This is a genomic window from Marinobacter sp., assembly GCF_040882185.1.
In the GTDB taxonomy this organism is placed as follows: Bacteria; Pseudomonadota; Gammaproteobacteria; order Pseudomonadales; family Oleiphilaceae; genus Marinobacter.
Map to the genome: position 1 here is coordinate 167,803 of NZ_JBBEBW010000001.1, position 24,105 is coordinate 191,907.

Genomic DNA, 24,105 nt, shown 5'->3' on the forward strand with positions numbered 1-24,105 from the left:
CGGAGCAACTACGAGCCCGACAAATAGGCAACGCCGTCGGCCGAGGGAGATCAGTGCAGAAGCACCAATAATGGACACTAGCGTGCAGATATTCGATATTCGAATCAACCGCACGGGGGTAAAACAAGTATTAAAATTCCTGAATGAATTTGTAATGTGCATGACAGGATAAAGATAAATTATTGAAATATATATTATTTAATTAATACCAAATCAACCGTACAAGAATTGCACCCACCATGATCAGCGTCAACCACTTGATCCACTGGGCTCCTCGCTGCCCCATATTGACCCTCACCGCTGCCATCGCACCGACTATATTGCCGATGGCCAGGGTAAGACCCATCCCCCATCGCACTTGATCGCTAATCGCAAAAATAGCCAGGGCTGGAAGGGTGTAGAGCAGCACAATAAACACCTTCAGGACGTTCACCTGACGCAGGTCGATTTTAAGCATCCGGTACAGCACGACGATAAACAACGCCCCCACACCCACCTGTATGAAACCGCCGTAGAGGCCAATCAGGAACATTGCGAAGTAAATCACCGGCCCAAGCCGGTCAGGCGTCAAAGGCCGGGTGTCGAGTGTTGGCTGGGGCAGGATCATAAAGACAGAAGCGCCAATCATGGCTGCCACAAGCACAAACTCAAAGGTCTCCCGGGAAACCCAAGTCGCTACCCAGGCGCCCAGTAGCGAACCGAGGATCGCTGGCACTGCGAGGCGAAAGCTGACCCCGAGGTTGCTGTGACCTCCCTTCAAAAAGCCCCCCACGGCCGTCATGCTTTGCAGTGTAATGGCAACGCGATTGGTGCCGTTCGCTACTTGGGGGGGCAGGCCGAGAAACATCAACAGTGGCAGCGTTAACATGGAGCCACCGGCTGAAAGCACATTAATGAAGCCTGCGACACCACCCAGCGACATAAGCGCTACTACATCCAATATCGTCACACTGTATCCAGCCTATGGTTATGGACATTCTGTTGTCTGCTAAGAAAAACTCAAGGCAGTGTTATTGGTTACGATAAACGCGCAGACCGGATAACCATTTGAACAGAATAGTCGTTCAGCACAAATACGACCATGATACCTTCAAATAAGAAGGGCGCCACGAGTGGCGCCCTTCTTATTTACTCCGAGCGGCATTTACGCTCGGTATTACCGGTTTATCAATTGATATTCGCCAGCATCGGCGGTAGCAAGGCTCACCACCATGATCGCAATCCAGGCAGCAATGAAGCCGGGAATGATCTCGTAAATACCCGGGCCACCCATGAACTCTGCGTTCCAGCCTAGTGAGATCCAGATCATCACGGTAACCGCGCCCACAACCAGACCGGCTATGGCACCGGCGCCGTTTGTGCGCGACCACATCAGGGACAGTAAAATCAGCGGACCAAACGCGGCACCGAAGCCTGCCCAGGCATTACTGACCAGGGCCAGAACCTGAGAGTTCGGATCAGAGGCAATAACAGCAGCGACCAGGCCAACCAGGACCACACAGACGCGACCAATATTCACGCACTCGCGGTCACTCGCTTCTTTGCGCAGGAACAGACGATAGAAATCTTCCGTAAGAGAGGACGAGGACACCAGAAGCTGACTCGAAATGGTGCTCATCACTGCAGCCAACAGTGCAGCATAAAGAAAACCAGTAATCAGCGGATGGAACAGGAGATCAGACAGAACGATAAAGAGCGTTTCCGGGTCCGCCACATCCAAACCGTTGCGTACCGCATAGGCCCGCCCAAAGATACCCAGAGAAATGGCACCAATCAGCGAGATCGCCATCCAACCCATACCGATGTTGCGGGCAATGGGGACATCTTTGAGGGTACGAATGGCCATGAAACGCACGATGATGTGAGGCTGACCGAAATAACCCAGCCCCCAGGTAACCGCGGAAAGCCATCCGATAAACGTCAGCCCCTCAGTCCAGGATAATAGCGTGGGATCGACTTCATTCAAGGTCTGCGAAGCCTGTGCAAAGCCGCCGCCGCCTTCTCCAAAGAGCACAACAGCCGGCATGAGGACCAATGCCAGCATCATAATGCAGCCCTGGACAAAGTCGGTCATGCTCACTGCCAGGAAACCGCCCACAACCGTGTAGACCAGTACGACGCCCAGCGTGATGACGATACCCACGGCATAGTCGCTCAAGCCACCGAAGTTGAAAATTCCTGCAAACGCACTTTCAAACAGCTTGCCACCCGCGACCAGGCCGGATGCTGTATAGACTGCAAAGAAGATGACGATAACGATCGCCGACACGGTTCGTAATGATAACGCCTGGGTAGGAAACCGATTTGCCAGAAAGGATGGAATGGTAATGGCATTACCGTAGTGTACGGTTTGCTCACGTAAGCGGGGCGCAACCAGCACCCAGTTAACGAACGCACCTACAAACAAGCCAATACCGATCCAGGCTGAGGCCAGACCGGACACATACAGCGCCCCCGGAAGACCCAAAAGCAGCCACCCACTCATGTCCGAAGCACCCGCAGAAAGGGCCGCCACTTGAGGACTGAGTGATCGCCCACCCAGCATGTAATCTTCAGATGAAGACGTAGACGTGCGCATCGCATAAACGCCGATGGCAATCATAAGCGCAAAATAACCAATTAGACTGATCCAAACACCAATAGCCATGAGACTTCTCCAATATTAGGTCGGGCATAGCGTCGACCGTTTGTCGCGTTTACCGTGTTAATCCCGATAGTCGCGCGCCCTGTTGTTGTAACTCTTCCCCTGATCACGTGATAGTGTGCTAATCCCTACAACGCCAGCTTCTGCATCTCAATACTTACCTCCTTATCGTTCAGTTTTAAGTGGATACCGCGTTGAACCGCTTCGCTCTTCAAATCTTCTCGATCCCCAGCGACAGTAACGAGGCATTACCCCCCACCGCGGTGGTATTGATTGTACGGGTCCTCTCGGTAGCGAATCGCAGCAGGTAATGCGGCCCACCAGCTTTTGGTCCAGTCCCCGAAAGACCCCGACCACCAAAGGGCTGGGTACCTACCACAGCACCAATCTGGTTGCGGTTAATATAGGTGTTACCAACTTTGACCCGCTTCTCGATGTAGGAGGCGGTGGCTTCACTACGACTATGGATGCCAAGTGTCAGCCCATAACCAGCGGCATTGATTTCATCGATGACGCTGTCCAGTTGCTCGGCCGCATATCGGACCACGTGTAGAATCGGCCCGAACTGTTCGGTTTTGAGCTGACTGATACTGTCGATACCGTAAGCGGACGGCTGGATAAAAAAGCCGCTTTGACAGGAAGGCGGCATCGGCGTCTGCGCTATAAATCTTGCCGACTGCTCCAGCTCTGCCAAATGCATTTGCAAACCAGACCGGGCTTTCTCATCAATCACGGGCCCGACGTCTGTACTGAGTAATGCCGGATCACCAACAGCCAATTCCTGCATGGCCCCGGCCAACAACGTTTCCATGCGATCGGCAACATCTTGTTGAAGGTACAGGACCCTCAGTGCCGAGCAGCGCTGCCCAGCGCTGGCGAAGGATGAATGGACCACGTCCCGAACAACTTGCTCGGGTAAAGCACTGCTGTCGACAATCATCGCATTCTGACCCCCAGTTTCTGCGATCAGGGGCACAATTGCGCCCTCGCGTTCGGCCAACGTGCGATTTATTAGGTGAGCCACCTGCGTTGAACCGGTAAATACCACCCCGCTGATTCGAGGATCAGGTGTTAGCACACCGCCCAGTTGCGCCCCATCGCCTGGCAGAAACTGGATTACATCTGCCGGAAAGCCTGCTTCGAGCATCAACTCAACCGCACGATATGCCACTAGACTAGTCTGCTCTGCCGGTTTGGCAATCACCGTGTTACCTGCCACGAGGGCTGCCATCAGTTGACCGGTGAATATTGCCAGTGGGAAATTCCAGGGACTGATACAGAGGAAGACGCCACGGCCCTCCAGGTACAACTCGTTGCTTTCACCGGTCGGGCCGGGCAGCGGCATCGCAGCGGTAAACTTCGAGCGCCCCTGAAGGGCATAATAACGACAAAAATCAACGGCTTCCCGGATCTCGTCAATACCGTCCTGCAGAGTTTTACCCGCCTCACGGCAACACAGGGTCATGAATTCCTCTGTGTGGGTTTCCAGCAGGTCTGCATAGCGCTCAAGACATCTGGCTCTTACATCCACCGGCGTCTCGTTCCAGCGCCGAAACGCACGGTGGGCTACATTCACGGCGTCTTCGGCCTGGGGTGCACTGGTCCAGAAAATGTTCCCGACTGCATGAGTCTGATCATAAGGTGCCCGGACCGATTCCCGGATGCCTTCTTTTAGACGATTGCCGGCGATGATTGGACCTGCTTCCCACTGAGTAGCGCGCCACTTTTCCAGCCCGTCGAGCAAAGCGCCTAAATGTGAGGATACGTGCAGGTTCAAGCCCTTGGAATTAATACGCTCCTTGCCGTAAATCCGGGTTGGCAACGCAATACGATCATTCGGCAACGACCCATACTTCTGCAGTTGCTGTACCGGATTTTGAACGAGCTCCTCGATCGGAGTGCCAGCGTCAACCAGACGGTGAACGAAAGATGAGTTAGCGCCATTTTCCAATAGCCTGCGCACCAGATATGGCAACAAATCCTTATGGGCACCTACCGGAGCATAGATGCGTACCGGAACCTGGTCATTCTGAAGAATGGTATTGTATAAAGCGTCGCCCATACCGTGCAGCCGCTGGAATTCAAACTTGCGGTCTTTACTCTTGGCAATCGCCAACACAGAGGCCACGGTGTGAGCATTATGACTTGCCAATTGCGGGTACAAGGCGCCCTTGGTGTAATCACTTAATAGAAATCGCAAACAGGCGAGATAAGAGGTATCTGTGGCCTCTTTGCGGGTAAAGACAGGATACCCGTCAAGTCCGAGTTGCTGACAGAGTTTAATCTCAGTATCCCAATAGGCACCTTTTACCAGACGGATGGGAATCTCGTCGCCCTGCTCTTTCGCCAGTTTGGTCAACCAGCACAACACTGGCAAAGCCCGCTTGGAGTAGGCCTGGATAACTAGCCCAAAACCGCCCCAACCCCTGGTTACCGGTGAGGTGTAAACCTTTTCAAAGAGCTTCATGGATAGCTCAAGCCGGTCCATTTCCTCTGCATCGACTGTAATCGAAACGCCACTTGCCCGGGCGATTTCCAGAAGGCTGGTCAGAGTGCCATAGAGTTCGACCAGCACCCTTTCTTCCTGAGCTTTCTCATAGCGCGGATGTAGAGCGGACAACTTGATGGAGATAGACGGCGCAGGCGCCGCCCCTTTCGGGTAGGCATCATTGGCGACCGCGTCGATGGCGTCCAGGTAGTCTCGCAGGTAACGGGCGGCATCATCACTGGTCATGGCTGCTTCGCCAAGCATGTCGAACGAGTAGGTGTAACCTTCATCGCGATGTTCGCGGGCATTTTTCAAGGCTTCATGAATATCGCGCCCAAGCACGAACTGTTTACCCATGATACTCATAGCCTTGTACATGGCACCGCGTATGACCGGTTCACCACTGCGTTTGACCAGACGATTCCAGATATTCGACGGGGACCCATCAAGACGCTTGTCCATCTTGACCACCCGACCAGTCAACAACAGACCCCAGGTGGAGGCGTTGACCAGAGTTGATTCGCTACGCCCCACATGTTTTTGCCAGTCTGCCACCGACATCTTGTCGTGGATCAGGGCATCGGCAGTATGTTTGTCTGGAATACGCATTAGCGCTTCTGCCAGACACATCAGCAAGATGCCTTCCTGGGTGTCGAGACTGTATTCCTGCAGCAGCGCATCGATCATATGAATCGAATCGTCCTGCTCTCTGACTTTTTTTATCAGGTTGGTGGCGGTTTCCGTAACTAATCGATACTCAGCTACATCACTCTGGGCCAGCGGGATAAGTTCTTCAAGATACTCAGTTTCATCGATCGAATAGTTGCGGATGATACCCTGCCAGAAAAAAGCGCGGGGTTGCTCCTGGAATGCAGGTTCGAGAACCTTACTCGCTTTGAACATGAGCGTCTCTCAGCGCCAAAAATCAGAGTGAAGGCCAGGAAATAAGATACGCCAACCAAGAGGCTTCCCGACAAGAGTAATCTGTTACCTTAATTTAGTGTGGCTGAAATTTAATGACATACAAAAACCTACGCTTTTTTTACAAAAACGTCCGATTATTCGTATTTTTAATCAATTATTGGCGCTTTTACTTCTTTAAAGCGTAATGCGGAAGGGGTCGTTCCCCGATGTTTTTGCAGCGCGTTGGTTAAAGCGCCCTGACTGGAGAAGCCTGTGCGAAAACTGACTTCCGAGATCGCAAGGCTGGTTTCGGAGAGCAATTGGATGGCCTGTTCGAGACGGATCTGAAGCAAAAACTGGTGCGGAGTGATGCCGGTAGTCGCTCGAAATGTTTCATGAAAACGGCTGACACTCAAGCAGGCAACCCTGGCCAGATCCTGTACCGTAATTTTCTTATGGAGATTCTCCATCACGTAACGGCGAACGGTGTCGGGGCTAAGGCCGCTTCGGCTCGCAAGACTTTTAGTGGTCCCGAAAGTGGTTCTGACAATACGTTCCGACATACAGTGCAGAATGCCAGTCGCGAGATGGCGATGCATAGCCTCATTATCCGGCGCCCGGCTGAACTCTCCGGCACAAAGCTGAACCAGCCCCTGTAACCGATTATCCATACCCAGGTTACGGGTTCGCTCAAACAGCGGTGCCAAGCGCTCATAATCGCTATGGGCAGGGTTGTTAAGGGCGGGGAGATAAGGGTCCAGATCAATGACGAGCACATGGTTACGCTCATTTCCGCAGTAGTCATGCTGGGTATCGGTTGGAACCAGGCAGGCGTTCCAGGTGTCTAGCTTCGAGCCAACACCATCAACACTGAGTTCAGCCTCGCCACCAACGCCAATCACCAGTTGGTGATGCTCATGCCGATGTTGACAAGCGGATTCTGGAAGTTTGATAAGTCGTGCGTTCAGCATAGGTTTATGGTGGAGCACTCTGAGTACCTGCGTGACTTTATTAAAGCAGACTCAGAAAGGACTTGCACGAAACGGGTCAGAGCGTATCAAACAGACATGGCGTCCCTGACGATCCCCCGAAGCAGTAAAGTCACCTCTTCGGTCACACTCGCCAGCGGCTGAACTGCATTGATCACCCGATACTGACCGGGAGATCGCCTGGCGCGATCAAGATAAACAGCCCGGATGCGCTCAAAAAACGCAACGGTTTCCTGCTCGAACCGATCAAGCTCGCCCCGCTTCATTGCTCTCGCCATTCCCACTTCGACCGGTGCGTCCAGCAAGATGACATGATCCGGGCGAATAGACCCCTGCACCAGGTTTTCAAGCTGCTCAATTCTGGCAAAGGAAACGCCTCTCCCGCCCCCTTGATACGCAAACGTGGCATCAGTGAAACGGTCACACAGCACCCATTGCCCGGTTGCCAGCGCTGGCAATATCAGGGATTCAAGGTGCTGGGCCCGGGCAGCAAACATCAATAGTAATTCCGTGGTTTCGTTAACAGCTTCATCTCTGGGCGTTAATAATAATTCCCGAATAGCTTCCGCCATGGGCGTACCACCTGGCTCACGGGTCACAACCACATCAATGCCTGCTGACTTGAGCGTAACAGCAGCATTCTTTAATTGAGTCGATTTACCAACGCCCTCGGTGCCCTCGAAGGTAATAAAGCGCCCCCGCTTGATCATTCCTCGGCGTCCTTATCGGTCGTGACGGCAGGAAAAGAACGATAATCTGAACGTCTCTGGAGCTGATAGGCTCTGACCGCCTCCTGATGCTCTGCCAGAGTTCGGGAAAACTGGTGAGTGCCATCACCCTTGGCCACAAAATAGAACGTATCACCTTCTGCCGGGTTCAGCGCAGCGTGTATAGCCTCACGTCCTGCCAAGGCAATAGGCGTTGGCGGCAAGCCATCAATTCGATAAGTATTATAAGGCGTCGAGGTCTGTAGGTCCTTACGGCCGATTCGACCCTTGTAAAGGTCACCCATGCCATAAATAACCGTAGGATCGGTCTGCAGTCGCATACCTTTCTGGAGGCGTCGCACAAACACGCCTGCAACTTCATCACGCTCTTCCGGCACGCCGGTTTCGCGCTCGACAATGGAAGCCATAATCAAGGCCTCATAGGCACTCTCGTAAGGCAAACCCTCTTTCCGGGCCGCCCATTCCTCTGCCAACACCTGATTCATCTTTTCAAACGCACGGCGAAGAATATCAATATCGCTCTCCTGGCCGGTGAAAAGATAGGTATCAGGAAAAAACCGCCCCTCAGGATGCTCTTCTTCTGCGCCCAGCGTCGCCATAATCTGCTCAGTGCTCCACTCAGTCGTTAGCTTTTCCAACTGTGAGCTATTGGCAAGAGCAGCGCGCACATCCCTGAACGTTTTGCCCTCTATAAACTGGATACTCCAGGTTTTCACGCGGCCAGCTACCATCGCATCCAGCATGTCCTTCGGAGTCTCTCCATCAATGAACTCATATTCGCCGGTTTTTATCCTGGCTTGCTCAGGATATATCCTGCCGTACAAACGCAACCATAAGCTGTTCGCAACCAGAGCTTCTGACTCCATTGAATGGGCCACGGCGTCGAAGGAGCTACCGGATGGAACCTCGAACATCACCGGCTCCTCAAGTACGCTCGGTGAGTCAAGGCTCTGCAAACCTTGCCATACCCACAAACCGGTACCAGCAGCAGCAAGGATTAGCCCGCACACCAGGGCAATAACGAAGGATTTAATCAAAAGCATTATTCCATGAAGAGGTGTTGGCCGACGATTGTCGCAAGGCGGGCATTAACAGGCAACCGAAGACAGTCTACCTTGCTAACAGGGACAATGCCGACGACACTGTTCATTAACCAGAGGCCGACGAACTCTGGCTGGTTAATAATGGCGGGTAGGATGTCTTGCTCAAGCACAATTTCTCCCTGACTCCGTAGCACAGATACAACGTGCGCCTGCATCGTACCTTCTACTGCAAGAGTCGAAAGTACCGGCATCAACCATACTTCCCCCAATCGGATCAAAAGATTGGTTCGGGTGCCCTCAAGCAAATGACCTGCGCCATTGACCATCAGCGCTTCATAACAATCATCAGGCATGGCCTGGCTTGCCATCACCTGGTCAAGCCGGGCGAGAGACTTGATGCCCGCCATACGAGGATGCACGAAGAGTTCGTGTGAGGAAATGCAGACATCAACACCCTCACTCGGTGGCATCGGCGGCATTGGGTGGGCACTCACAATCAATCTCGGCGCTGGCGTCGCGTCGGGTCGATAACCTCGGCCCCCGCTCCCCCGAGTGAGAATGAGCTTGAGAACCCAGTCCTCAGGGCGAGCGTAGTGTTTTACAGCTTCGGCAATGACGCTCTGAAGTAGCTCCGAGTCCAGAGGAATTCGCAGTCGTTTCGCGCCCTCCAAAAGTCGGGCAACGTGACGTTGCCTCAAAGTCGGAAGGTTGGCCTGCACACGGATCGTTTCGAAAACGCCGTCACCGTATGCGAGGCCCCGGTCATTCGCCGGAATATCCTCCTGATCCGCCCAGATTACCGTCGTCACAAAGTATTCAGGCGTCGTAGCGACTGAAGATCAATGTGCCGTTAGTGCCGCCGAAACCGAATGAATTGGATAACGCCACGCGAACTTCGCTTTTGCGGCTCGCATTCGCGACAAAATCCAGGTCGCACCCATCATCGGGATCCTCCAGATTGATTGTTGGCGGCAACACCCCATCGCGAATGGCCAGCAGTGAGAAAATCGCCTCCACCGCCCCGGCTGCTCCCAGTAGATGACCTGTCATCGATTTGGTGCTACTGACGGCCAATTTATAGGCATGGTCACCAAAAACTTCTTTGACCGCAGCAACCTCAGCAACATCTCCAACCTGGGTAGAGGTCCCATGAGCATTGATGTACTGGATATCAGACGGACTGATTCCGGCATCCCGAATCGCATTTTTCATGGAACGCTGGGCGCCCTCGCCAGACTCCGGCGGAGATGTAATATGATGGGCATCATCGCTCATACCGAATCCGATCACCTCGCCATAAATGGTTGCTCCACGGTTGCGCGCGTGCTCAAGCTCTTCAAGTACCATCACGCCAGCGCCATCACTGAGCACAAATCCGTCGCGATCTTTGTCCCACGGGCGACTGGCCCGTGCAGGCTCATCATTGCGAGTTGAGAGTGCTCTAGCTGCAGAAAACGCCGCTATACCAGTCTTGGTGGTTGCCATTTCAGCGCCACCTGCCAGCATTACGTCCGCATCGCCGTACATAATCGTTCGGGCGGCGTAGCCAATATTATGAGTACCCGTTGTACAGGCAGTAGTGATCGCAATATTCGGCCCCTGGTAACCAAACCGAATGGCCACATTGCCGCCCACCATGTTGATAACAGTAGCGGGTACAAAGAAAGGTGATACCTTCCGTGGGCCATTCTCGTGCAGCGCAATCACATTTTTTTCAATAAATTCCAGCCCACCAATTCCTGAGCCAATGGCCACCCCGACACGTTCTTTATCAAGTTGTTCGAATTTTGTAAGGCCACTGTCTTCGATAGCCTGATGTGCGGCAATGAGACCATACTGCAGAAAGGCATCCATCTTGCGGGCGTCTTTGGGAGAAAGATAAGACTCGAAATCAAGATCCCGAACAGCACCACCAATCCTGGTGTTATAGCCCGTCGCATCAAAGCGTTCGATGGGCGCAATACCACTACGTCCTGCCTTGATGCCTTCCCATGACGATGCCACATCGTTCCCAAGCGGGGATAGCATGCCCAAACCTGTAATCACAACACGTCGTTCAGCCATAATGCCCTTCACCTAAGCAGACCCTCAGAATAGTCTGACAGCGCTGCCTTCAAGTCTTATAGTTCTGGTTCAAATCGTAACCGTTCACCAATAAAAAAGCCGTCCTTTCAAAAAACTTCAGGACGGCTCATGCTTGGCGTATTAATCGAGCGGAGTATCAGGAGTGCGAGACAATATAGTCAATCGCGTTCTGGACACTGGCGAGCTTCTCTGCTTCCTCGTCAGGTATCTCTGTCTCAAACTCTTCCTCAAGTGCCATGACCAGCTCAACGGTGTCCAGTGAGTCAGCGCCAAGGTCCTCTACAAAGGAAGATGAGTTTTGAACTTCGGATTCTTTAACGCCGAGTTGTTCACAGACGATCTTCTTTACGCGCTCTTCAACTGTACTCATAAATTCCTCACTTTGATGTCAACCAAGCAACTTATCGGCTTGCCAGTTTAGTTTAAACCCTACCTGCAAACAAGCAGGGGTGTATTCTAAAGTCTTATGCCACAAGGGCTTGCGAAAAGCGCTAGCCCATAAACATACCGCCATTCACGTGAATGGTTTCACCCGTCACGTAAGCGGCTGCCTCGGAAGCCAGAAACGCCACAACTGCGGCGACCTCATCCGGATTCCCCAAACGACCAGCGGGTATGACTTCCATCATAGCGTTACGCTGCTTATCGTCCAGTTTTCGAGTCATATCCGTATCAATAAAACCCGGGGCAACGCAGTTTGCAGTGATACCACGGTTACCCATTTCCTTTGCGAGGCTTCTTGTAAGGCCTTCCACACCTGCCTTGGCCGCACAGTAATTAACCTGACCGGGGTTGCCCATGCCAGCGACAACCGAGCTAATGTTGATAATACGCCCCCAGCGAGCTTTTGCCATACCTCTGAGCACCGCCTTGCTGGTCCGGAAGACACTCGCCAGGTTTGTTTCGATGACAGCGGACCAATCGTCATCTTTCATTCGCATCAGCAGGTTGTCCCGGGTTATCCCTGCATTATTGACCAGAATCTGGGGCGCCCCCAATTTATCTGAAATATGCTTGAGCCCGACTTCAATACTGGAGGGATCGGATACATCCATAACAATACCGAACCCTTTGAAACCACCAGATTTGAGGTCTGCCGTAATAGACTCGGCTCCTGCCTCACTGGTCGCAGTACCGACTACTTGCACACCTTGTTCGGCGAGGGCTTTGGCAATTGATTTACCAATACCGCGAGTTGCACCGGTAACAAGAGCAATTTTGCCGTCAAGAGACATGGCTGGTTTCCTTTACCCTTTTTGTCCACGGGGGACCCAATGAATTAATTCTTTTTGAGAGCAGCCACGGCAGCCAACATTGCCTCAGACGTTTCCAGGTTGTGTACTGTCAAACTACGATCAATGCGCTTGATCAGTCCCGCCAGCACCTTACCCGCCCCGCACTCAACAGCGTTGGTTACACTCCCTGCGACCAGGGTATTAACTGAATCGGTCCACAATACTGGAGAGTATAGCTGCTTTACGAGGTTCACCTTCAAAGCTTCGCTATCCTGCTCAGGCAACGCCGTAACATTCTGGATAACCGGTATTACAGCGCTGTTAAAGCTGACCTCGTCGAGTGCCGACGCAAGCTCGTTAGCCGCATCCTTCATCAGAGCACAGTGGGAGGGCACACTAACAGGCAGAGGCATGGCTTTGCGAGCGCCGGCTGATTTGCAGGCTTTAATAGCTCTATCGACAGCAGCTCGGGAACCTGCGATAACGACCTGACCGGGGGCATTGAAATTGACCGCTGAAACGACCTCGCCGTCTGCAGCCTCGGCGCAGGCGTTCACAACGGCCTGGTCATCGAGACCCAAAATTGCCGCCATGCTGCCCTCACCAACAGGAACCGCTGCCTGCATGAGCTCACCACGCAGGCGAACCAATTTAACAGCGTCGAAAAAATTGAGGCTTTCCGCCGCTACCAGGGCGCTGTATTCCCCGAGACTATGGCCTGCCACGAAATCCGGCTGGCTACCACCGGCAACAAACCATTGTCGCCATAACGCGACACTGGCGGTCAGCAGCGCCGGTTGGGTCACCATAGTCTGGTTAAGTTCTTCAGCGGGTCCGTGTTGACACAGATGCCAGAGGTCGTAACCCAGCACCTGGGAAGCTTCAGCGAAGGTCCGCTCAATGATAGGCCAATCAGCGGCTGAGCCACCGAGCATACCAACTGATTGGGACCCCTGACCTGGAAAAATAAAGGCTGATTTCATAAGCGCGATCTTACCGTGATTGTGGATTCCGGGAGATTAGCCAATAGTACAAGGTACCCTGAGCATGAGCCACGTCAGGACGGGAAAGGACAAAACCGAGTATCAAAGCAACAGGTCGTCGAGGCGCTCGTTTATTCGACGAGGCACTTCAAGCTCGACCTCACACACTGACTGGCGGATCGCGGCCAGCATAGCGCGCTCATTGGCATTACCGTGACTTTTAATGACGACACCCTGCAGGCCAAGCAAACTCGCACCGTTGTGACGAGAGGGGTCCATGAGTCTGAGCACGCGGCCAAGGATCGGACGAGCGAGCCATCCGACAAAACGCCCATAAAGGTTTCGAGCGAAGCCCTGCTCAAGCAATTCAATCAGCAGGCCAGCCACCCCTTCACCGGTTTTAAGGGCAATATTACCTACAAACCCATCGCAGACAACAACGTCGGCCACGTCACGAAAAAGGTCACTACCCTCAACATAACCGATATAATTGAGCGTTTCAGACTGGGCAAGCATATGGGACGCCAGGCGGACCTGCTCATTACCCTTGATTTCCTCTTCACCCACATTAAGCAGCGCGACACGGGGTTCCTGAAGGTCACTAATGGCGGAAGCCATCAGCGAACCCATAAGCGCAAACTGGTACAGGTTCTCAGCGCTGGCATCGACATTGGCACCCAAATCCAGCACATGGCAACGGCCGCGCAATGAGGGAATGAGTTTGGTGATTGCGGGTCGCTCAATGCCCGGATACATCCTGAGAATTGAACGTCCGAATGCCATCAAGGCGCCGGTATTACCTGCACTGACGCAACCTTGAGCTTCACCATCCCGCACCAGGCGAAGAGCAACAGCCATTGAGGAGTTCTGCTTGTGACGAAGGGCGTGTGAAGGCCGCTCATTCATCCGGACGACATCAGCTGCCTCGACAATCCGAATTCGGTCATGGGCCGGATGCAACAAAGCCTCAAGCTCACCCGGGCTTCCGACCAGAATAAGACTCAAGGCTTCATTTTCACGCACTGCAGTCAAGGACGCTGAGACTGCAACAGCGGGACCGAGATCACCGCTCATTGCATCCACCGCAATGGTGATTGGATTCACCATTTAACTGCCTCGTATTGCAGGGTAACGATGACGAGGATTACTCGTCGCGCGCTTCAATAACCTGCTTACCGCGGTAAAAACCATCCGGCGACACGTGGTGCCGACGATGGATTTCACCCGTCGTGGAATCGGTAGACAGTGTTGTCGCGCTCAAAGCATCGTGTGAGCGGCGCATGCCACGCTTAGAGCGTGTCTTTCGGTTCTGCTGTACAGCCATGATCTAGCTCCTGACTTTAAATACTTACGTTCGTAAAATCTGAGAGCCGACACGTGAATATCATCGCCAGCTACTCCCGGAATTAATGTTTCTTTGTTTTCAGGCCTGCCAGAGCGCTGAACGGATTGTCCTTCGGCTCTTCAGTAATCGGACCCGAAGAATCAGATTCCAACTCCTCCAACGCTGCCGAGGCAGAGCATTCCTCTCGCTCATGTTTGGGAAAAGGAGGTACCACTAATAACAGTTCATCTTCAATCAGAGTCCATAAGTTTGCGGTGAAATCTTCCGCAAGATAAGGCTCCAAATCTTTCGGCAGCTGCTGCGCCTGCTTGTCACTGGTAACAAACCCCAGCCTGAACTCTGATAAAAGAGTTGCAGACATAGGCTTCATACAACGCTGACATTCCAGCACAACAACCGCTTCCAATTCACCCTCTACCAGCCTGCGACGCTCACCATCCTGGCCAAAAATCAGCTTAACGTGGCAAACAGCGTCCCCGTTCGACGTTTCTACTGGCAGCGTACATTCCAAAAAACGCGACAAAGCACTCAGGGGAACAACCCCCTCAAGCTCAGTTCTCTGCTCGGCAAGCCGGTATGGATCGACGGTTTTAGGCAATTCGGTGTTTGACATAGGCGCGCAATTTTAGGGGCCTGGCCGACTGCTGTCAAAGACTTCGTCAGAATTTGAACCATTGACGCCATTAATTACGTGTTTTTACCCATCTCCTTACTGCGAAATCCTTCCGCGCCTGCGGCCAATCCCTTTATGATGACCTCTATTGACAGGGAGGATGTACATGCTGGACCCACAACTCGTACTCGCATCATCGTCACCATATCGAAAGGCACTTATGGGCCAGCTCGGCCTGAAGTTTGTCACAGCCAGCCCGGATATCGATGAAGCTCGCCACCCCGGGGAGTCCACACCCGCCATGGTTACCCGCCTGGCAGAAGAAAAAGCGAAAGCGCTGGCCAGGCGGTTTCCGCACCACTGGATTATCGGATCTGACCAGGCGGCGGCCCTTCCGGACGGTGTCCAACTCAGTAAACCCGGCAATTATACTCGGGCACTGGCTCAGCTACGCGCGTGCAGCGGCCAGGTCGTCACTTTCCACACCGGTCTGGCACTGCTGGATTCTGCATCCGAACGAATAGAGACCCGATGCGAACTTTTCAAGGTTCATTTCCGATCACTTACCAACCAGGATATCGACCAATACCTTAAAATCGAGAAGCCCTACGATTGCGCCGGTAGTTTCAAGGTAGAGGGGCTCGGGATATCCCTTTTCAGCGCCCTCGAAGGTCGAGACCCGAACGCCTTGATCGGATTACCCCTGATAGCCCTGACCGATCTACTGATCGCCTGGGGCATGAAGCCTCTGGCCGCGGCCTATCGCAACTCCAGTCGCGATTCAACTATCTGATCAACTATTCCGCTGCCTACCGAGACGCCAAACTGATCCAGCAGCTCCGTGAAGGGTGAACTGCGGCGGCTGTAATCCACTAATTCTTCTTCACCAACGATTTCCCGGGCCACGTAGCTTGAACTACCGAGGCCGTCCACCAGGCCAAGCTCGACCGCCTGCTCGCCGGTCCAGATCAAACCGGAAAAAAGACGCTCATCATCCGCGAGCCGATCCCCTCGCCCAGCCTTAACCTGCTCTATAAACTGTGCATGAGTTGTAGCAAGAACCGACTCCCAGAAATTAACCTCCTTTTCGCTCTCGGGCGAGAAGGGGTCCAGAAAGGCCTTGTTTTCGCCAGCAGTATAAAGACGCCGCTCAACACCTAGCTTATCCATGACACCCGTAAATCCAAACCCTCCGGACACGACACCGATTGAACCTACCAGGCTCGCTTTATCTGCGTATATTTCATCCGCGGCGGCGGCGATGTAGTAGGCACCTGACGCGCCAATGTCAGAAATAACGGCATACAGTTTCTTCTCCGGATACTTTGCCCTGAGACGTTTAATCTCGTCATAAACATAACCCGACTGCACAGGGCTCCCGCCCGGACTGTTAATGCGCAGCAGGACCGCCCTCGACCGCTCGTTCTCAAATGCCTGGCGCATTGCACCCACGATATTATCAGCGCTGGCATCGGTATCTGAGGCGATCGGACCATTCACTTCAATGATTGCAGTGTGATCCGAGGTGGCAGAATCGAGACCGCTACTAAAAGGAAATTTGAACATCAACAGGATCGCAAACAGGTAGAAAAAAGTGAGTAGCTTGAAGAATATTCCCCAACGCCGACTCTTGCGCTGTTCTGACTGTAAAGACATCACCAACTTTTCAATCAGCTTCCAGTCGCGCCGGGACTCCGGCTCCTTCACGGCTGACGAGGGCGGAGCAGATTTACTGTCCCAACCCGGCTTATGACCCGATTCCCAATCTGACATTTAAGCGATCCTGATCAATTAAAAAGACTATAAGCCTGAAGAACCCTTCAAAGCCCCAACTGGCGCCGCAGCTCTGCTACAGAGGTCACCACCGCTTTCGGTTCGTAGACCGACATTGTAGCTTCGTCATGCACACCCCAATCAACACCGATTGCAGGCATACCGATACGCTGCGCCATTTCCATGTCATAAATCGTATCGCCAATCATGACGGCTTCTTCAGGGCGTATCCCATAAAACGCAATAATCTCAGCCAGCATCGCCGGATCGGGTTTGGACCGCGTCTCATCCGCACACCGCGTGAGATCAAAATGCGGACCCAGACCACTCGAGACCAAAGCACCTTCGAGGCCTCGACGGCTTTTACCGGTTGCTACAGCGCGGCCTACGCCAGCGCTTTTGAGATCAATCAAAACCTCAGCCATGCCCGCGAACACCTCGTGAGGGGTGGTGACCTTGGCAAAAAAATACCGCCCGTAGCCTTCCCGAAGACGTTTCATCTCCGCGTGGGTAATGCCGGGGTAGAGCGATTCCAGCGCCTCGACCATACCCAGACCGATGATATTTCGATAGGCATCCCATTCCAGGGCAGGATAACCAAGCTCGGTGGCCGCCTGATGCAGACTCCCGGCAATATGCTCTACCGAATCCACCAACGTGCCATCCCAATCAAATATTGCGACTTTAATTGTCATAACTGCTCGACTCTCCGTTGTATGCCCTACTGCCACTACTATTATTGCTAGCCTTCACGCCCTCCCAAATGGGAGAGAAACGCTGAAAACGCTTCGTCGTAGGATGCCTTCAGATCCATCGGCTCTCCAGTCACAGGCAATGCAAACTGCAGCCTGAAAGCATGCAACATGAGCCGTGCTCCGCCAGCCTTGCGAAAAGCCTTGAGACTGACATCATCCATATACTTATCGTCGCCCGCAATCGGATGACCTGCGCAGGCACTGTGCACCCGTATCTGATGGGTCCGACCGGTTACGGGTGAGGCTTGTACCAGACTATACCCACTAAAGGACTCTAATAACCGGAACAGTGTAAGCGAGGCTTTGCCAGCCTCATCGACACGGACACGACGCTCGCCGTTGGGGAGTTCAAAACGTAACAGCGGCTCTTCAACCCGCTCGCAAGTCTGGGACCAGTCGCCAGCCACCAGCGCGTGATAGTGTTTCCTTATACGTTTCTCCCGCAGCTCCTGCTGAAGGAATCGCAACGCCGAACGCTTCTTGGCAACCATCACCAGGCCGGAGGTGTCCCGGTCGAGTCTGTGCACCAGCTCCAGAAACTTCGCCTGGGGTCTGGCAGCCCTCAATACCTCGATAAGACCGAAATTAAGGCCACTCCCGCCATGAACAGCAATACCTGATGGCTTGTTTACCACCAGCATCTGATCATTCTCAAACACAATAGCGGCCTCCATCACCCCCTGAACCCGAGTGCCGGGCGCAGGCTTCGTTTCTTTAAGTTTTTGTGTGACCGGAGGGATGCGGACCTGGTCTCCGGCATTCAGCTTTGAATCCGGACGGGTACGCCCTTTGTTGATACGCACTTCACCCTTACGAATAACGCGATAAATCATACTTTTGGGCACACCTCGCAATCGTGCCATCAGAAAATTATCGAGGCGTTGACCCGCGCTATCCTGATCGACGGTCACGAGCTGAACGTCACTGCGGTACTCACCGGAAACCCCGCTCGCAGGTACATCCAGAGAAACCGCAGGCCTGGGGACTGAATGCTGACCGGACCGATGCTTGGATTGCTTCGTACCAGTTCGTTTGCGTTTATGATCGAACATAACACCAGGTAGTTACAGGCGCGCCGACCAGCGTGCGCGCGGGATTGATGAGCCAGACATTTGCTGCTATATTCCGGCGAGCTTCTCCGTTTGTCTACGGCATGGCCAAACTGCCAACCGCCGGAGCGGATGAAGTATACCGACACTATTAAAGAGATTGAACGCCAGCGTCCCGATAAGTAAAGGCGATGGCGTGTTCAGTGGTCCCGACGCAAGCCAGCTCGCCCGATACAGGGCGCAGCAGAGTAACCGGGACCAGAGTTTTAAAATAACCGTACGGAAAACCGACGGGCGATATCTCGAAGAATCACTATTAACACGCAGGGCCGGGCCGTCCAGCTTACGAATACGACGTGAGACCCAGGTGCCAGTGTGAATTTGAAATCGGACAACATGCGTCAACAGACAAAGAACTCCAAAGACCATCCCCTGTTTCTAAGCAGCAGGACAGTCTACGGTATTTTCGGACGAGCGGGTCGTTTCCCCGCCCCCCTCTGATTCGTCTGGCCGCCAGCTGAATCGCCGGTGGCACGCAGGTTATACTTCGCAGGTACGCTTAACCCGGTTTTCTGTCTTCATTTAATGACAGGAAACACGACTTTCCATGAAAAGAATGCTAATTAATGCAACTCATCCTGAAGAGTTGCGAGTCGCCCTCGTTGACGGACAACGTCTCTTCGATCTTGATATCGAATCCAGTTCACGCGAACAGAAAAAATCCAACATCTACAAAGGCCGCATTACCCGGGTGGAACCGAGCCTGGAAGCCGCGTTTGTGGATTTCGGGGCTGATCGCCACGGCTTTCTGCCGCTGAAAGAAATTTCCAAAGAGTATTTCAAGAAGTCCCCGGGTCAGATTGAAGGCAAGATCAATATCAAGGAAGTGCTGTCCGAAGGACAGGAAGTCATTATCCAGGTAGATAAAGAAGAGCGCGGCAACAAGGGCGCAGCCCTTACCACGTTTATCTCCCTGGCTGGTCGCTATCTGGTTCTGATGCCCAACAACGCGCGCGCCGGTGGCATCTCCCGCCGCATTGAGGGTGAAGAACGAGCCCAGCTCAAGGAAGCCATGAGCGGTGTTCAGGTTCCCAAATCCATGGGTATTATTGTCCGGACCGCAGGGATTGGCCGCACTGCAGAAGAGCTGCAATGGGATCTGGATTACCTGGTTCAGTTCTGGGAGGCCATCAGCCAGGCTGCAGGCGAGCGCAAGGCGCCGTTCCTGATCCACCAGGAAAGTAACGTTATCATCCGCGCTGTTCGCGATTATCTACGCCAGGATATCGGCGAAGTGCTCATAGACTCGTCGGTAGTTTATGAGGATGTCCTGAACTTTGTCCGGGCGGTAATGCCCTCGTTCGAAAACAAGATCAAGCTGTATCAGGATGAAATCCCCCTGTTCAGCCGGTACCAGATTGAAGGCCAGATCGAGACCGCTTTCCAACGTGAAGTCAAACTTCCCTCCGGTGGCTCCATTGTCATCGATCCCACCGAAGCTCTGGTCTCGATTGATATCAACTCCTCACGGGCCACTAAAGGCCACGACATTGAGGAAACCGCGCTGCAGACCAACCTCGAAGCAGCCGAAGAGATCGCCCGCCAGCTGCGCTTGCGCGATATGGGTGGGTTGATCGTCATCGACTTCATCGATATGACGCCTGCCCGCCACCAACGGGACGTAGAACAGAAAGTTCGCGAAGCACTGGAAATTGATCGCGCCCGGGTACAGGTCGGGAAAATTTCACGTTTTGGCTTACTGGAAATGTCCAGACAACGTCTTCGCCCCTCTCTCGGTGAGACGCGCTCGGAAGTTTGCCCTCGCTGTGACGGACAGGGCACCATTCGCGGCATAGAATCCCTTGCGCTGAGCATCATGCGCCTCATTTACGAAGAGTCGTCCAAAGATAAAACCGGCGAAGTGCGAGCCATTGTGCCGATCTCCGTCGCAACCTTCCTGCTGAACGAAAAACGCAAGCAGATTGCGGACATTGAAGCGCGCCAGGAAGTTGAAATAGTCATTGTTCCTGCACCTCATATGGAAACACCGCACTTTGAAATCCTGCGGATGCGGGATGATGAATCAGGTGCGGAGCGTACTTCCAGTTACCAGGTAGCTCAGGAATATTCGGTTCGGGAAGAGGAAGCCATCGAGACGCCCGCAGGCCGGGAACCGGTCCGTGAAGAAGCCGCTGTAAAAGCGATTCGTCCTACAGCCTCCCCTGCATCGACACCCCAACCAACACCCAGCAAGACCGAGGAAGACGAAGGCCTCTTTGCCAAACTGTCTCGGAAAATATCCAACTTCTTCAGCGGCGAAGAAGAAACCCCGCGCAAAAGAGCTCAGCCTGTGCGTCCTGCTCAGAGTGAGCGAGGCACACAGGATAGACAGGAACGTCGCAAATCCAGAGTTGCCAGGGGCGATAGCCGTCCTGATAACCGCAGCGGTGAACGTCGTCCGCAGGGGAGCAGTGGCGATGACAGCCGTAATAGGAGCCGGGGTGGACGCGATGGCAGCAACCGCGGCCGTAGCAACCGGGACGACAACCGTAATCAGAGCCGAAGCCAGGGCCAAAATCAAAGCGCAGCCCAAACGTCGAGTGCCGACAGCGGTCGCAAGGAAACTGCCCGCAAGGAAGAACGCACGCCTGCGGCCAGTCGTGATTCGGAACGAAAGCCCCAGGGTAATCGTGAACAGGGTCAGGCAAATCGCAATGACCAGTCCAGTGGAGATGAAAAGCGCCGCCGGCCCCGTCGCCAGCGCAACCGTGATGGTTCACCGGTAGAGGCACCGGCGAGCAATCCGGCCGACCGCAAGCCAAGTTCCGCAGAGAGTCAAGGCACCACCGACCAGACTGCAGACAAACCGCGCCCGGCTGCCAGCAACACAAATCAGGAAGCGCCGAAAGCAGAGCCGCAAAAGCGTCGTGATACCGCAAAAACCGAGGCGTCATCTGCAGCAGCGAGCGCCGCTATGGCGACGGCTGATTCTACTGCCAGCGAAAAACCAGTAGCTGAAAAGCCGGAAGTAGCCCCGGTCGCCAAGCCTGATCAGGCGGAAACACCGAGCGAAAAGGGAGCGCCGCAAGAGGCTGCGCAAGCAGAAAGCGACGCGAAGCCTGAGACCACCCCGGCGGCTACGCAACCTGCGGAACCGTCAACGGATACAGCGGCCAAAACGCCCGCCCCGGAACCTGAGCAAGAAACTGAAGGTCAGTCGTCCGAAGCTCCGGCTCAAATACCGCCAATAACCCCGTCGGCCAGCCCAGCTCCCGAAGGCGAGAAGACTGTCGTAGAGGGTGTCGCAGCAGAGAGCACCGTCGAGCAAGTAAAAGCAGCCCACGAGAAACCTGCTGCACGGAAGCCTCGCGCGCCTGGCAGACCCAAAGCGGGTAGCAAAAAGCCTTCCTCGAAAGCGGTTGCAAAAGACAGCACCAATAACACAGACAAGACGACTACTGCTCCTGAAGCCTCGGCCAGCGAAAACCAGCCAAACTCAGGTGTCGCAGCCTCTGAGACATCTGAGCCCGCCACTAAGGCTCCACAGTCAAAAGAGACGGCAAAGACAAAGCCCCCGCAAGTAACTAAGCCGGAACCGGAGCAAAAACCCGACTCTGGACAACAGGCAACAGAGGCTGAGTCGACCGAGGCATCGAACCCAAAATTGGCTATGCAAACCACCCCTGGCCGTGCCTACAATGACCCCAGAGAGGTGCGAAAACGTCAATTGGCCGCCGAGAAAGCCGCAGCAGAAGCCAAGACCGAAAGTCAGGCCTCCGGGTCTGAGGACTCACCAAAAGACTCCTAGACTAACCATACGGGGAGGCGCCTATGGCCCTTCCCGCTTACCGACTGCCACGGCTGATCGCCAGGAGCAACGTAATGCTATCCGATGCTGAAATCGAAGCACTTGAAGATATCCTGTTCGCTGAACCTTGGGGCGAAGATGCTCTCGATTTCTTCGGACTTCATGGCGTAGTCTGCGCCAGTGTCGTTGGGCCGGTTCAACTCTCGACAGACAAGGTTTTTCTTCTGGCAACCGGCCTGGATACCTTGCCGGGGGCGGGAGTACCTAATTCGTTTGACGCTCTTGTGCAACGGTTAGCAGACTCTCTCGCCCATTCTCTGGATATGGGGCAGTCTCTTGAGCTTCCGGAGCCGGAAGACGGCGACCCTATGAACGCTCTCGAAAACTGGTGTGCAGGTTTTGTCGATACATTCCTGGAGCACGAAGAGAGCTGGCTGGAGCTTGATGAAGCTGAAACAGCAGACTTACTGGTACCGATGATGACCCTGTCGGGCCTGTTCGATGACGAGGATTTTCAGAAAGTCAGAGACAGCGAACAGTTGACCCAGCAAATGGCAGACGCCATTCCTGAATCATTAACTGACCTCTATCTGTTGTTTCACGCACCTGCCTGATCGACCGGCGTTCTGAAATGCTGCCAGATCGGGTTCAACCCTTCTGGCAGTGCCGGTATCACTCCCAACTCACACCACGCGGCGCCCGGAAAGTGAAAATCACTGCCTTGGGACGCCAGCATTTTTTCACGCCGACACAGCTCCGCCAGGAAGCCCAGATCACCACTGGACTGGCCTGAAGTTGAGACCTCCAATCCCCGCCCGCCACAACGACCAAAATCCGATACCAGGGATCTCAGTTTGGTCGCCGTCATTTTATATTTTCTAGGGTGGGCAATCACTGCAAGGCCGCCGGCCTGATGAATCCAGCCAACCACTGTTTCAAGTTCCGGCCAGAATGCCTTTACATCGCCAGGCTTGCCCGCGCCAAGATAGCGTTTGAACGCCTGGTTCATATCCTTGACTACCCCTGCCTCCACCAATGCTTTGGCAAAATGCGGCCGCCCTGGCACATCGTCGTCCGCTAAGGCCGTTGCCTTCCCCAGCAAGTCATCCACCCGAAGTTTCTCCAGTCGCTCTGCAATTGTGCGTGCGCGACGCCACCGGTTGTTGTGCTGATCGGTCATGGCTGCGGCGAATTCGGGGCGATCAGGATCAAAATCCAGCCCCACAATATGGATAGTTTGCGACTTCCAGACACAGGACAGTTCGATGCCTGTAATCAGCGTTATACCGACTTCATCCGCTACAACCCGGGCTGCCTGCACTCCACCGACGGTGTCATGATCGGTCAACGCCAGATGGGTGACACCCTTGGCTTCAGCTCGCAATACCAGTTCACGAGGCGTTAAGGCACCGTCGGAAATACGGCTGTGACAGTGGAGATCAATGCAGGCGGGTCGGGCTTGGAGTATAGTCACGTAATATCCAGTTTGGTGTCAGCTTGCAAGTGCACAGCTGACCTGTTGTAAAATCACGTTTTAAGTGTACCAGCTTAAAAACAACCTGTACTGACCCCAAGACCGGAGCCTTCAGAGAAATGTATTACGCCATTATGAGCCAGGATATTCCCAACAGTCTTTCCCTACGCATGTCGGCCCGCCCGGCCCA

The 24,105-nt window shown here is 53.8% G+C and carries 21 protein-coding genes; 3 read left to right on the forward strand and 18 right to left on the reverse strand.

The genetic code is table 11. The features are described from left to right. Positions 1 to 202 precede the first annotated feature (202 nt). The 14 genes from WEB64_RS00815 to WEB64_RS00880 form a co-directional block, all read right to left on the reverse strand. Positions 203 to 949: a sulfite exporter TauE/SafE family protein gene (locus WEB64_RS00815; protein WP_368057859.1), complete on the reverse strand. Its 747-nt coding sequence runs from the start codon at positions 947 to 949 to the stop codon at positions 203 to 205. A 207-nt stretch (positions 950 to 1,156) separates the two neighbouring features. After that, the gene (gene putP, locus WEB64_RS00820) at positions 1,157 to 2,647 is read right to left on the reverse strand and encodes a sodium/proline symporter PutP (protein WP_368057861.1); all 1,491 of its coding nucleotides are present in this window, start codon (positions 2,645 to 2,647) and stop codon (positions 1,157 to 1,159) included. A 208-nt stretch (positions 2,648 to 2,855) separates the two neighbouring features. Beyond that, positions 2,856 to 6,035, reverse strand: coding sequence for a bifunctional proline dehydrogenase/L-glutamate gamma-semialdehyde dehydrogenase PutA (gene putA, locus WEB64_RS00825; RefSeq protein WP_368057863.1), 3,180 nt, complete (start codon positions 6,033 to 6,035; stop codon positions 2,856 to 2,858). 167 nt (positions 6,036 to 6,202) lie between these two features. Next, positions 6,203 to 7,006, reverse strand: coding sequence for an AraC family transcriptional regulator (locus WEB64_RS00830; RefSeq protein ID WP_368057875.1), 804 nt, complete (start codon positions 7,004 to 7,006; stop codon positions 6,203 to 6,205). 86 nt (positions 7,007 to 7,092) lie between these two features. Next, entirely contained in the window at positions 7,093 to 7,734 is a 642-nt protein-coding gene (gene tmk, locus WEB64_RS00835) for a dTMP kinase (RefSeq protein ID WP_368057865.1), read from the reverse strand. Continuing rightward, positions 7,731 to 8,795 carry an endolytic transglycosylase MltG gene (mltG, locus tag WEB64_RS00840; protein ID WP_368057867.1) on the reverse strand — a complete coding sequence of 355 codons (1,065 nt, stop codon included), beginning with the start codon at positions 8,793 to 8,795 and terminating at the stop codon, positions 7,731 to 7,733. The genes tmk and mltG overlap by 4 nt, the downstream gene beginning before the upstream one ends. Further along, positions 8,795 to 9,604 carry an aminotransferase class IV gene (locus WEB64_RS00845; protein WP_368057869.1) on the reverse strand — a complete coding sequence of 270 codons (810 nt, stop codon included), beginning with the start codon at positions 9,602 to 9,604 and terminating at the stop codon, positions 8,795 to 8,797. Before WEB64_RS00845 ends, mltG begins: the two co-directional genes overlap by 1 nt. Before the next feature lie 7 nt (positions 9,605 to 9,611). After that, complete coding sequence (gene fabF, locus WEB64_RS00850) at positions 9,612 to 10,859, reverse strand: beta-ketoacyl-ACP synthase II (protein WP_368065503.1); 1,248 nt, start codon at positions 10,857 to 10,859, stop codon at positions 9,612 to 9,614. Between the two features lie 157 nt (positions 10,860 to 11,016). Further along, positions 11,017 to 11,250 carry an acyl carrier protein gene (gene acpP, locus WEB64_RS00855; RefSeq protein ID WP_368061733.1) on the reverse strand — a complete coding sequence of 78 codons (234 nt, stop codon included), beginning with the start codon at positions 11,248 to 11,250 and terminating at the stop codon, positions 11,017 to 11,019. Positions 11,251 to 11,371: 121 nt separating this feature from the next. Beyond that, a complete protein-coding gene (gene fabG / locus WEB64_RS00860; RefSeq protein WP_368061734.1) occupies positions 11,372 to 12,115 on the reverse strand; it encodes a 3-oxoacyl-ACP reductase FabG in 744 nt (247 codons plus the stop codon). Between the two features lie 44 nt (positions 12,116 to 12,159). Continuing rightward, the gene (gene fabD / locus WEB64_RS00865) at positions 12,160 to 13,098 is read right to left on the reverse strand and encodes an ACP S-malonyltransferase (RefSeq protein ID WP_368061735.1); all 939 of its coding nucleotides are present in this window, start codon (positions 13,096 to 13,098) and stop codon (positions 12,160 to 12,162) included. 102 nt (positions 13,099 to 13,200) lie between these two features. Then, positions 13,201 to 14,202 (reverse strand): phosphate acyltransferase PlsX, encoded by a 1,002-nt coding sequence (gene plsX, locus WEB64_RS00870; protein WP_368062248.1) that lies wholly within the window; start codon positions 14,200 to 14,202, stop codon positions 13,201 to 13,203. 40 nt (positions 14,203 to 14,242) lie between these two features. Then, positions 14,243 to 14,422: a 50S ribosomal protein L32 gene (gene rpmF, locus WEB64_RS00875; RefSeq protein WP_368061736.1), complete on the reverse strand. Its 180-nt coding sequence runs from the start codon at positions 14,420 to 14,422 to the stop codon at positions 14,243 to 14,245. An 82-nt stretch (positions 14,423 to 14,504) separates the two neighbouring features. Next, on the reverse strand, positions 14,505 to 15,056 hold the full coding sequence (locus tag WEB64_RS00880; protein ID WP_368061737.1) for a YceD family protein: 552 nt from the start codon (positions 15,054 to 15,056) through the stop codon (positions 14,505 to 14,507). 166 nt (positions 15,057 to 15,222) lie between these two features. On the opposite strand from WEB64_RS00880, the gene WEB64_RS00885 reads away from it, so the two are divergent. After that, positions 15,223 to 15,849 (forward strand): nucleoside triphosphate pyrophosphatase, encoded by a 627-nt coding sequence (locus tag WEB64_RS00885; protein ID WP_368061738.1) that lies wholly within the window; start codon positions 15,223 to 15,225, stop codon positions 15,847 to 15,849. Here WEB64_RS00885 and WEB64_RS00890 read toward each other — a convergent pair. Genes WEB64_RS00890 through rluC form a run of 3 tightly spaced genes read right to left on the reverse strand, consistent with a single transcriptional unit; the run spans position 15,816 to position 18,636 of the window. Continuing rightward, positions 15,816 to 16,829: a S49 family peptidase gene (locus tag WEB64_RS00890; protein ID WP_368061739.1), complete on the reverse strand. Its 1,014-nt coding sequence runs from the start codon at positions 16,827 to 16,829 to the stop codon at positions 15,816 to 15,818. The two genes, WEB64_RS00885 and WEB64_RS00890, sit on opposite strands and share 34 nt — an antisense overlap. 47 nt (positions 16,830 to 16,876) lie before the next feature. Next, positions 16,877 to 17,524 carry an HAD family hydrolase gene (locus WEB64_RS00895; protein ID WP_368061741.1) on the reverse strand — a complete coding sequence of 216 codons (648 nt, stop codon included), beginning with the start codon at positions 17,522 to 17,524 and terminating at the stop codon, positions 16,877 to 16,879. Between the two features lie 47 nt (positions 17,525 to 17,571). Next, on the reverse strand, positions 17,572 to 18,636 hold the full coding sequence (rluC, locus tag WEB64_RS00900) for a 23S rRNA pseudouridine(955/2504/2580) synthase RluC (protein WP_368061742.1): 1,065 nt from the start codon (positions 18,634 to 18,636) through the stop codon (positions 17,572 to 17,574). Positions 18,637 to 19,240: 604 nt separating this feature from the next. On the opposite strand from rluC, the gene rne reads away from it, so the two are divergent. Then, positions 19,241 to 22,441 (forward strand): ribonuclease E, encoded by a 3,201-nt coding sequence (gene rne, locus WEB64_RS00905; protein WP_368061743.1) that lies wholly within the window; start codon positions 19,241 to 19,243, stop codon positions 22,439 to 22,441. A gap of 74 nt (positions 22,442 to 22,515) precedes the next feature. Next, positions 22,516 to 23,055, forward strand: coding sequence for a YecA family protein (locus WEB64_RS00910; RefSeq protein WP_368062249.1), 540 nt, complete (start codon positions 22,516 to 22,518; stop codon positions 23,053 to 23,055). On the opposite strand, the gene WEB64_RS00915 is transcribed toward WEB64_RS00910, so the two are convergent. Beyond that, positions 23,040 to 23,915, reverse strand: a complete 876-nt coding sequence (locus WEB64_RS00915) for a PHP domain-containing protein (RefSeq protein ID WP_368061744.1) — start codon at positions 23,913 to 23,915, stop codon at positions 23,040 to 23,042. The two genes, WEB64_RS00910 and WEB64_RS00915, sit on opposite strands and share 16 nt — an antisense overlap. Positions 23,916 to 24,105 lie beyond the last annotated feature (190 nt).